11 protein-coding genes and 1 rRNA gene are annotated in these 11,715 nt (G+C 29.8%); all 12 read left to right on the forward strand.

Annotation, left to right across the window (positions count from 1 at the left end; translation table 11 throughout):
• Positions 1-602: 602 nt before the first annotated feature.
• Positions 603-1,922 (forward strand): chromosomal replication initiator protein DnaA, encoded by a 1,320-nt coding sequence (gene dnaA / locus I4U89_RS14510; RefSeq protein WP_195940993.1) that lies wholly within the window; start codon positions 603-605, stop codon positions 1,920-1,922.
• Between the two features lie 240 nt (positions 1,923-2,162).
• The gene (gene dnaN / locus I4U89_RS14515; RefSeq protein WP_195940994.1) at positions 2,163-3,269 is read left to right on the forward strand and encodes a DNA polymerase III subunit beta; all 1,107 of its coding nucleotides are present in this window, start codon (positions 2,163-2,165) and stop codon (positions 3,267-3,269) included.
• Between the two features lie 113 nt (positions 3,270-3,382).
• Positions 3,383-3,592, forward strand: coding sequence for a S4 domain-containing protein YaaA (gene yaaA, locus I4U89_RS14520; RefSeq protein ID WP_195940995.1), 210 nt, complete (start codon positions 3,383-3,385; stop codon positions 3,590-3,592).
• Positions 3,593-3,604: 12 nt separating this feature from the next.
• The gene (gene recF / locus I4U89_RS14525; protein ID WP_195940996.1) at positions 3,605-4,720 is read left to right on the forward strand and encodes a DNA replication/repair protein RecF; all 1,116 of its coding nucleotides are present in this window, start codon (positions 3,605-3,607) and stop codon (positions 4,718-4,720) included.
• Positions 4,721-6,622, forward strand: coding sequence for a DNA topoisomerase (ATP-hydrolyzing) subunit B (gene gyrB / locus I4U89_RS14530; protein ID WP_195940997.1), 1,902 nt, complete (start codon positions 4,721-4,723; stop codon positions 6,620-6,622).
• An 18-nt stretch (positions 6,623-6,640) separates the two neighbouring features.
• Entirely contained in the window at positions 6,641-9,067 is a 2,427-nt protein-coding gene (gene gyrA, locus I4U89_RS14535; protein ID WP_195940998.1) for a DNA gyrase subunit A, read from the forward strand.
• 55 nt (positions 9,068-9,122) lie between these two features.
• Positions 9,123-9,407, forward strand: a complete 285-nt coding sequence (locus I4U89_RS14540) for a YtxH domain-containing protein (protein WP_195940999.1) — start codon at positions 9,123-9,125, stop codon at positions 9,405-9,407.
• Positions 9,407-9,664, forward strand: coding sequence for a DUF948 domain-containing protein (locus I4U89_RS14545; RefSeq protein WP_195941000.1), 258 nt, complete (start codon positions 9,407-9,409; stop codon positions 9,662-9,664). The genes I4U89_RS14540 and I4U89_RS14545 overlap by 1 nt, the downstream gene beginning before the upstream one ends.
• A gap of 22 nt (positions 9,665-9,686) precedes the next feature.
• Positions 9,687-10,004: an STAS domain-containing protein gene (locus I4U89_RS14550; RefSeq protein ID WP_166506172.1), complete on the forward strand. Its 318-nt coding sequence runs from the start codon at positions 9,687-9,689 to the stop codon at positions 10,002-10,004.
• A gap of 3 nt (positions 10,005-10,007) precedes the next feature.
• Entirely contained in the window at positions 10,008-10,415 is a 408-nt protein-coding gene (locus I4U89_RS14555; protein ID WP_330615579.1) for an ATP-binding protein, read from the forward strand.
• Entirely contained in the window at positions 10,415-11,191 is a 777-nt protein-coding gene (locus I4U89_RS14560; RefSeq protein WP_195941001.1) for a SigB/SigF/SigG family RNA polymerase sigma factor, read from the forward strand. Before I4U89_RS14555 ends, I4U89_RS14560 begins: the two co-directional genes overlap by 1 nt.
• 192 nt (positions 11,192-11,383) lie before the next feature.
• Positions 11,384-11,715: ribosomal RNA gene (locus I4U89_RS14565) — 16S ribosomal RNA — on the forward strand; the annotation flags it as partial.

Genomic DNA, 11,715 nt, shown 5'->3' on the forward strand with positions numbered 1-11,715 from the left:
ACATAACACATACAATTATAAATGCTTTTATATTGCTTGTCAACTTGTTTTTAGATACATGAAATAACAAAATTATTTACCTTATTTTATATGTTTTGATGATTATTTAGTGACTCAAATTTATCGTCATAATTTATCCACACTAATCTAAAAATCTGCTTATTTATTATGTAGGAAAATCGCGTAAATTGTAGCTGTGTATTAATTTATCAACAGGTAGTTAATATTGTGGATAAATTACGCATAATGCCTTGAAGTTTGGCACTTATTCTGATATTATTAATATACTTGTTGATAATGTTTATAAGATTTATTAACTTATTAAGGTTATTCACAAGCTGTGGATATAAATGTGTATAACTTGTATACTTTTAGATAATACTTTAGTTATAAACTACATTTATTATATCTTTAGACTATTTATAACTTTATATACATATTGTTTATATCTTTTTATTTTTTAATACATTTTTACATTATTAATATTTTATCCACATAATTATCCAAATAAATCTAATGAATTTATTTATCATATATATTTTTTTGTTTTTTTGTTAATAACTTGTGGAAAGTGTTAATTAATTTGCGCGGAGGTTTATATTATGGATGTAGTTTCTTTATGGGACAAAACACTACAATTAATAAAAGGTGAGCTATCTCCACCTAGTTTTAATGCTTTTTTTAAGCAAATAGTACCTTTAAAAATACACAATAACGATTTAATTCTTTTAGTCCCTAATGACTTCACTAAAGGTATTTTAGAAGATAGATACTTAAATTTAATAGAAGGTTCTGTAAATCAGCTATCATTAAAAAAATATAATATTAAATTTGTTTTAAGTGAAAAAGACATAGAAGGTCTTGGAGAAGAAGCTAAAAATTCAGCTTCAAAGGCTAATTATCCTAACCTAAATCCAAAATATACATTTGATACATTCGTAATCGGTAATAGTAATAGATTTGCTCATGCCGCATGTGTTGCTGTTGCTGAATCTCCAGCTAGAGCTTATAATCCTCTTTTCTTATATGGAGGCGTTGGATTAGGTAAAACTCACCTTATGCATGCTATAGGACATCATATAATGAGTCAAAAAAAGGACCCTAAAGTAGTCTATGTATCTTCTGAAAAATTTACAAATGAACTTATAAACTCTATCAAAGATGACAGAAATGAAGAGTTTAGAAACAAATATAGAAATGTCGATGTTCTTTTAATAGATGACATTCAATTTATAGCAGGAAAAGAAAGAACACAAGAAGAATTTTTCCATACCTTTAATTCATTACATGAGGCTAATAAGCAAATAATTATTTCAAGTGATAGACCACCTAAAGAAATTCCAACATTAGAAGATAGGCTTAGATCTAGATTCGAAATGGGACTTATAACAGATATACAAGCTCCTGATTTTGAAACTAGAATAGCAATACTTAGAAAAAAAGCTCAAATGGAAAATATTGATGTTCCAAATGAGGTTATGACATATATTGCTAAAAATATAAAGTCTAATATAAGAGAGTTAGAAGGTGCCTTAACTAGAGTAGTTGCTTATTCATCTTTAACTAATAGAACTATATCTTTTGAATTAGCAGAAGAAGCTTTAAAAGATATAATAACTACTTCAAAAAATGAAGAAATAAATGTAAATAGAATAAAAGAAAAAGTAGCATCTGTATTTGATATAAAAATGGAAGATTTTAATTCTAAAAAAAGAACAAGATCAATTGCTTATCCTAGACAAATAGCAATGTATTTATCACGTGAACTTACAGATTTATCGCTTCCTAAAATAGGTGAAGAATTTGGAGGACGTGATCATACAACTGTTATACATGCCCACGATAAGATTATTAAAGATATACAAACTAATGAAGAAATTAAAATAAAAATAGAAAAAATAATCTCTGAATTAAAAGGGTAACTTATAAACAATTATATGTGGATTTTGTGTTAATATAATGTTTATATTTTTTTGTCTAAAATTTATTAACAATTTATACTACTAAAATCAACAAAGATATTAACACTCTATGCACATGTTAATATCTTTGCATTTATTAGGCTTAAAGTACTTATCAACATTATCCACATAGCCTATTACTATTACTACTAATTTTTTATTTATTTTTTATATATGAAGACCACAAGGAGGTTATCCACATTGAAAATAATTTGTAATCAAAGAATACTTGCTAATAAAATTGGAATATCTCAAAAAGCTATTAATAGTAAAACTACTTTAGACTTATTAAAGGGAATATTATTATCAGCAAAAGGAGATCAACTAAAATTAACTGGTTATGATTTAGAAATAGGTATAGAAACTTATACACAAGCTGAAGTTATAGAAGAAGGAGAGATAGTAGTAAATGCTAGACTTTTTGGTGATATAATTAGAAAGCTACCAGATTCTTTCGTTGAAATAGAAACAGACAGTGAGAATAATGTATACATAAATTGTGTAAACTCAAGATTTAAGATAAAAGGAGATTCAGCTAAAGAGTTTCCAAAGTTACCAGAGGTAAATAAAGAAGATTTATATAATATACCTCAAGACTTACTAAAAAATATGATAAAGCAAACAGTATTTGCTATATCTCAAGATCAAACAAAGCCTATTTTAATGGGTGAACTTTTAGAAATAGTAAATGGTAATATAAGCTTAGTAGCTATAGATGGATATAGATTAGCTGTTAGAAGCTGTAATTTAGAGAATATTTCAAATGATGCTAAAGTTATAATTCCAGGAAAGGCATTAATAGATGTAAATAGCTTATTATCATCAGAAGAAGATATAAAAATGGGATTTGATGATAAAAATGCCATTTTTATAATAAATGACACTAAAATAATAACTAGACTTTTAGAAGGTGAATTTATAGACTATAAAAGATTACTTCCAAGAGAACACAATACTAGAGTTAAATTAAAAACAAGAGATCTTTTAAATAGTATTGAGAGAGCATCATTATTATCTCAAGCTGAAAAAAATAATCTAATCAAATTATCTATAAGAGATAACGCAATGGCAATAACTTCTAATACAGATAAAGGAAATGTTTATGAAGAAGTTTCACTAGAATTAGAAGGAGATTATTTAGATATCGCATTCAATTCAAGATACTTCTTAGAGGGGTTAAAAAACATTGATAGTGAAGAAATATTTATAGAATTCACAACAAATGTTAATCCTTGTATAATAAAACCTGCTGACGAAATCGAGTACACATACCTATTACTTCCAGTAAGAATATCATCTAGTATATAATTCATTACAAAAGCCCAACTAATAAAGTTGGGTTTTTATAACTAATTTTATGATATAATATATTTTTGACATGTTAGTGAAAAACTAAATAAAAATAAATAGGAGGACGAGCTATGATAGAGATAAATATAGATTCAGAATATATAAAATTAGATCAACTTTTAAAATTAGCAGACTTAGCATCAACAGGTGGACATGCTAAATTTTTAATATTAGAAGGTCTAGTTAAGGTAAATGGAGAAGTTGAAACAAGAAGAGGAAGAAAACTTAAGCCTCAAGATATGGTTGAGGTAGAAGGAAATCAAATAAAAGTAGTGCAATAAGGAGAGCCTTTTATGCAACTAAATAGTTTGCAGTTAGTCAATTTTAGAAATTACGATAGTTTACATCTTGAATTTAATAAAAAAGTAAATCTTCTTGTCGGAAAAAATGGCCAAGGAAAGACTAATATAGTAGAATCTATATATATGCTATCTTTTGGAAAGTCCTTTAGAACCAATAAAGACAAGGAAATAATAAAATTTGAAAAAGAGAATCTTTATGTTGGAGGAGCTTTTTCAAAGAAAAATACTAAAGGCTTAATTGAAATAGCTATCAGTAAGAATAAGAAAGGTATAAAAGTAAATAAAATACCTATTCAAAAAATATACGAACTGCTTGGAAATATAAATGTTGTAATTTTTTCTCCAGAAGATTTGAGGCTAGTTAAAGAAGGACCTAAAGAAAGAAGGTCTTTCATAGATAAAGAAATTAGTCAAATTATACCTAGATATTATAATTATCTTACAAATTATAATAAAATATTATTCCAAAGGAATCAGTTACTTAAGAGTAAGAATATAGATAAATCTTTATTGGATGTGTATGATGAAAGTTTAGCTAAGTACGGGAGCTATATTTACATACTTAGAAGAGATTTCATAAAAAAAATAGCAGGTATATCTAAAAGTTTACATGATAAACTAACTGGAGGAATTGAAGATTTAGTTATAACATATAAAAATCAAATTGATATAAATGATGAAGATACTGTCCAGACAGTATATAACAAGTTTATTGAAAAACTTTCGTCAAGCCGAGAGCATGATATAGATACAAGAACTACTAGATATGGATTACATAGAGATGATCTTAATATATTTGTTAACGGATTAGATGTAAGGTTATATGGTTCACAAGGACAACAAAGAACTGCATCAATTTCTTTAAAATTATCAGAAATTGAATTAATAAATAATGAAGTTGGAGAATATCCAATATTAATTTTAGATGATGTGTTCAGTGAATTAGATGAAACAAGGCAAAAACTATTAGTAAATAACTTAAATGTAGTTCAAATGTTTATAACTACAGCAGAAGTTTCACATAAAAGTATATTCAATATAGATAACACTACTATATTTAATATTGACAATGGAAGTGTTGTAAACATAGAGAATGGAGGGAACTAGATGAAGCAAGAATATGGTGCAAGTCAGATTCAGGTTCTAGAAGGATTAGAGCCTGTTAGAAAAAGACCTGGTATGTATATAGGATCTACTGGTCCAAGAGGGTTACATCACTTAGTTTACGAGATAGTAGACAATAGTATAGATGAAGCACTTCAAGGATATTGTACTGAGATATACGTATCTATAAATCATGATGGAAGTATCTTAGTAAGAGATAATGGGAGAGGGATACCGGTTGAAGTTCACCCTCAAACAGGTAAGTCTACACTAGAAACAGTTTTAACAGTACTTCATGCAGGAGGAAAGTTCGGTGGAGGAGGATACAAGGTATCTGGTGGTCTTCACGGAGTTGGGGTATCTGTTGTTAATGCGTTATCTGAGTGGTTAGTAGCAGAAATTTCAAGAGATGGAAAGCTATACAGACAAACTTATGAAAAAGGTGTAGCTACATCAGAACTTAATGCAGTAGGAACATCAAGTCACACAGGAACTTGTATAAGCTTCATGCCTGATGCTACTATATTTGATGAAATAGACTTCAAGTATGAAACATTAGAGCATAGATTAAGAGAGTTAGCATTCCTTAACAAAGGAATAAAAATAATTTTAGAAGATAAAAGAGAAGGCAGAGAAAAGAAAAAAGAATTCCACTACCTTGGCGGTTTAGTAGAATATATAAAATACTTAAATAAATCGAGAACTGGAATACATGAAGATATAGTTTATATAGACAAAAAAGTAGATGACTATATGGTAGAATTAGCAATGCAATATACTGATGGTTACACGGAAAACATATATTCATTTGCTAATAATATAAATACTCATGAGGGTGGATCTCATTTAAGTGGATTTAAAGCAGCTCTTACTAAAACATTAAACGATTACGCAAGAAGAAATAAAGTAATAAAAGATAATGAGCCTAATTTATTAGGAGAAGATATAAGAGAAGGTCTTACAGCTGTAGTATCTGTTAAGCTTCCTGAGCCTCAATTCGAAGGTCAAACAAAGACTAAGCTAGGTAACACAGAGATGAGAGGTATAGTGGATAGTATAACTGTTGAAGAATTAGGAGCTTTCTTAGAAGAAAATCCAACTACAGCAAAAATAATAGTTGATAAGGCTCTTAGAGCTCAAAGAGCGAGAGAAGCTGCAAAAAGAGCAAGAGAGTTAACTAGAAGAAAAAGTGTGTTAGAAAGTACTGCATTACCTGGGAAATTAGCAGACTGTGCTGAAAAAGACCCAGCTAAGAGTGAAGTATTCTTAGTCGAAGGGGATTCTGCCGGTGGATCTGCTAAACAAGGTAGAGATAGACATACTCAAGCTATATTACCACTAAGAGGTAAGATACTTAACGTTGAAAAATCTAGACTAGATAAAATATTATCTTCAGATGAAATAAAAAATATGATAACTGCTTTTGGATGTGGTATAGGAAATGATTTTGATCTAGAAAAAGCTAGATATCATAAAATAGTAATAATGACCGATGCCGATGTCGATGGAGCTCACATTAGAACATTATTACTTACATTCTTCTTTAGATACATGAGACCACTTATAGAAAATGGATATGTATATGCAGCGCAGCCACCACTATATAAGGTCAAGAAACAAAAGAAAGAATACTATGTATACTCAGACAAAGAGCTTAATAGTCTATTAGAAGCGATTGGTAGAAATGGCGTAGAGTTACAAAGATATAAAGGACTTGGAGAAATGAATGCAGAGCAATTATGGGATACAACAATGAATCCAGAAACTAGAACATTACTACAAGTAAATATAGAAGATGCGGCTATGGCAGATGAGGTATTCTCAATGCTTATGGGTGATAAAGTAGCCCCAAGAAAAGAATTTATAGAAACAAATGCTAAATACGTTAAAAATTTAGATATATAAGAAAGGGGATGAGTATAAATGGAAGAAAACAACAGAATACTTCCTTTAGAAATAGCTGATGAAATGAAAAAATCGTATATGGATTATGCGATGAGTGTTATAGCTGGACGTGCTCTTCCTGATGTAAGAGACGGTCTTAAGCCAGTTCATAGAAGAATATTATACTCTATGAATGAATTAAACTTAACACCAGATAAACCTTATAGAAAGTCTGCCCGTATAGTTGGGGACGTTCTAGGGAAATATCACCCACATGGTGATAGTGCAGTTTACTTAGCTATGGTTAGAATGGCACAAGATTTCTCTACAAGAGGACTTTTAGTTGATGGACATGGTAACTTTGGTTCAGTAGATGGAGATTCACCAGCAGCAATGCGTTATACTGAAGCTAGAATGAGTAAACTATCTTTAGAATTATTAAGAGATATAGAAAAAGAAACTGTTGATTTTATACCTAACTTTGATGAGTCTTTAAAGGAGCCGGCAGTATTACCGTCTAGATTCCCTAACTTACTAGTTAATGGATCTAATGGTATAGCAGTTGGTATGGCAACAAGTATACCACCTCATAACTTAGCAGAGGTTATAGATGCAACAGTACATTTAATAGATAATGAAGAGTGCACTGTAGAAGATTTAATGCAGTTTGTACAAGGACCAGATTTCCCTACTTCAGCAATAATAATGGGAAAAGAAAATATAGCTAATGCTTATAGAACAGGTAGAGGAAAAGTAAAAGTTCGAGCAAGAGCTTATATAGAAGAACTACCTAAGAATAAGCAACAAATAGTAGTAACTGAAATACCATATCAAGTTAATAAAGCTAAGTTAGTTGAAAAAATAGCTGATTTAGTTAAAGAGAAGAAGGTTGAAGGAATATCTGACCTAAGAGATGAAAGTAACAGAAATGGTATGAGAATAGTTATAGAGCTTAAGAGAGACGTTAATGCAAATATAGTATTAAACAACTTATATAAGCATTCTCAAATGGAAGAAACTATAAGTATAATAATGCTTGCATTAGTTGATGGGCAACCAAGAGTATTAAATCTTAAGCAAATATTATACTACTATGTAAAACATCAAAAAGATGTAGTTACAAGAAGAACTCAATTTGAATTAAATAAAGCTGAAGCAAGAGCTCACATATTAGAAGGGTTAAGAATAGCTTTAGATAACATAGATGCAGTAATAAAATTAATAAGAAGCTCTAAGACTACTCAAGAAGCTAAAGCAGGTCTTATGGAGAGATTTGGATTATCAGAAATTCAATCTCAAGCTATATTAGACATGAGACTTCAAAGACTTACAGGGCTAGAAAGAGATAAAATAGAAGCAGAGTATGAAGAGTTAATCAAGAAAATAAATAGATTAAAAGAAATATTAGCTAATGAGAGATTACTTCTTAACGTAATAAAAGATGAAATGCTAATAATTAAAAAGAATTATGCTGACGAAAGAAGAACTGAAATAAGACATGCTGAGGGTGAAATAGACGTTAGAGATCTTATTGAAGAAGAAGAAATAGCTATAACGCTAACTCACTTTGGATACATAAAGAGAGTGCCAGCAGATACTTATAAGAGTCAAAATAGAGGTGGAAGAGGTATATCAGCTCTTACTACAAGAGAAGAAGACTTTGTTAAGCACCTTGTAACAACAACGACACATAGTAAGCTATTATTCTTCACTAACAAAGGTAGAGTATTTAAATTAAATGCTTATGAAATACCTGAAGGTAAGAGACAGTCTAAAGGTACAGCTATAATAAACTTACTTCAATTAGCTCCAAATGAAAAAATAGCTACACTAATAGCAATAAATGAAAATGATGAAAATCAATATTTATTATTAGCTACTAAAAATGGTATAGTTAAAAAGACTAAGCGCGAAGAGTTCAAAAATATTAATAAATCTGGGCTGATAGCTATAGGATTAAGAGAAGATGATGAGCTTATAGGAGTTAAGTTAACAGATGCTAATAAGGAAGTTTTACTAATAACTAAAGATGGTATGTCTATAAGATTTGATGAAAATGATATAAGACCAATGGGTAGAACTGCTATGGGTGTTAAAGGTATAACTTTAGGCGCTGATGATAAAGTAGTATCTATGAGCTTAACAGATGAAGGAACAGAAGTATTAGTAGTTAGTGAAAATGGGTTTGGAAAAAGAACAGATATAGAAGAGTATAGAACTCAGATAAGAGCTGGTAAAGGTATAAAGACATATAATATAGCTGCTAAAACAGGAAAGCTTGTTGGAGCTGAAATGGTTACAGAAGAAGACGAAATAATGATAATAAACTCAGATGGAGTATTAATAAGACTAAGAGTTAATGAAATATCATTATTTGGAAGAGTAACAAGCGGTGTTAAATTAATGAAGACTAATGATGAAGTTAATGTAGTTTCTATTGCTAAAATAAATATAGAAGAAGAATAGGAATATATCCTATTCTTTTTCCATAGCTATCGACTATAGGAGAGGAGAATGTATTATGAGCAATAAGAAAGGGAAATATTTATTACTAGGAGCATTTCTTGGATTTATAGCAGGTTTATTCTTTGCACCTAAAAAAGGTTCAGAATTAAGAAGAGATGCTAAAGAAAAGATAGATGAGGTTAAAGAAAACCCAAAAGAAGCTTTACAAGGAACAATAGATGGTGTAAAAACTAAAATAAATAATCTAATTGATGATAATATATCAGAAGATAGTATAGATATATGTGAAGATGAAATAGTAATAAGTAGAACTTTTGAAGATGAAGGGGAGAATAATTAATGGATGCGATGGGATGGCAAATAGGGGCTGTTTTATTTGGTGTTTCGGCATTAATTATAGCAATATACATAGGTAAATTATTGAATGAGGCAACTAAAGTTGTAGGAAAGGTATACAAAATAGTTGATTACAATGAAAGACATATACACGAGACAATAGAAAATGTTGCCGCTATATCTAAAAATACAGAAGAAATAACTGATTTAGTTGGCAAAGTGGCAGGTATAGCCAAAGTATTTAAATTTATAAAGAGATAATTGCGTATAAGGAGGTTTATTGATGTCAATAAATATAAATTCAAAGCTAAATGAACAAGAATGTTTCTGGGATATATCATTAGAAGGAGAACTTGATGTTTCTACAGCAGATAAGTTAAAAGAACATTTACACAATTTAGCAGATAAAGAATCTTTAGATATGAAAATTAACCTTACAAACTTAGACTATATAGATTCAACTGGTTTAGGTGTAATGATAGGAGTACTTAAGAAATTAAAAATAAACGGAAAAGAAATATATATATTAAACCCCAAAATCAATGTAAAAAAAATATTTGCAATAACAGGACTAGATAAAATATTTAAAGTGGAGGGATAAACGTTGGCTTTTGAAACAATAAAGATGGAAATAAGCTCAAATCCTGAGTATGTTGGAATTATAAGATTAACCACATCAGGGATAGCTAATAAAATTGGATTTTCGATGGATGATATAGAAGACATAAAAGTTGCTGTATCAGAAGCTTGTACAAATGCTATAAAGCATAGTAATGATAATAAATTTTTTATAACTTTTGATATATTAGAAAACGGATTAGCTATAGAAATTGAAGATAAAGGTAAGGGGTACGATGTAGAATCTTTACATCAACCAGATCTAAATAATCCAAAGGAAAGTGGGTTAGGATTATTTATAATACAATCATTAATGGATGAAGTTAATATAGAATCTAAAGAAAATAAAGGGACTATAATAAAAATGACTAAGTATTTAGGAGTTGGTATTTAATGAAAAACGTAGCTAATGCTACTAATTACCTAGACATAGATAATAAGGAGCTATTTAAGATATATAGCAAGGATAAAGATAACAAAGAAGTTAGAAATATTCTTATTGAAAAACATCTATATTTAGTAAATTTGTTAGCTAAAAAATATGCAAATAAAGGTGTAGAATTTGAAGATATATATCAAGTAGCTTCACTAGCATTAATATACGCTATAGATAGGTATGATATAGAAAAAGGGTATGAGTTTTCAAGTTTTGCAACCCCTACAATAATAGGTGAGATAAAAAAGTACTTTAGAGATAAAGTATGGACACTTAGAGTACCGAGGCGTGTTCAAGAGTTAAGTAAAAAGATAAGTGAAGCCAAAGTTATATTAGAACAAGAATATAAAAAACAACCTAGGGTAGAAGAGATTGCAAAATATATAGGGTGTACAGAAGAAGATGTATTAGAGGCAATGGAAGCATCTTATGGATATCAACCTATATCATTAGATTCATCAAGTAATGATGACTCAGAAGATAAAGATATAACATTGATAGACAAAATTGGACAAGAAGAAAGTAGTTTTGGAAACATAGAACAACGAGATTTTATAAATAAATTTATGGAAAGTTTAAATGAATTAGAAGTTAAAATATTTAAAGATAGATTTTTCTTAGATAAAACTCAATCTATGATTGCAAAAGAATTAGAAATCTCTCAAATGACTGTTTCTAGGCTAGAAAGAAAGATAGTCGAAAAGCTTAGAAAAGAATATGAAAAGAATTTATAAAAAATTTAAAAAAAGTATTGACCTACTGTTTATTATATAGTATATTATTACTTGTCCTTAAGAAAAGGGCAAAACGAAAATGAACTTTGAAAATTAAACAGTAGGTTAATTTATATAATTAATGATTCTTAAAGAATCGAATACAACCAAGCCAGATATTCAGATAATGATAGTCTGAGCAGGTAACAACTTTTATTTGAGAGTTTGATCCTGGCTCAGGATGAACGCTGGCGGCGTGCCTAACACATGCAAGTCGAGCGATTCTCTTCGGAGAAGAGCGGCGGACGGGTGAGTAACGCGTGGGTAACCTGCCCTGTACACACGGATAACATACCGAAAGGTATGCTAATACGAGATAACATGAGAGAGTCGCATGACTTTCTTATCAAAGTTTTTGCGGTACAGGATGGACCCGCGTCTGATTAGCTAGTTGGTAAGGTAACGGCTTACCAAGGCGACGATCAGTAGCCGACCTGAGAGGGTGATCGGCCACATTGGAACTGAGACACGGTCCAAACTCCTAC

The organism is Romboutsia sp. 1001713B170131_170501_G6 (assembly GCF_015668195.1).
Lineage (GTDB): Bacteria > Bacillota > Clostridia > Peptostreptococcales > Peptostreptococcaceae > Romboutsia_C.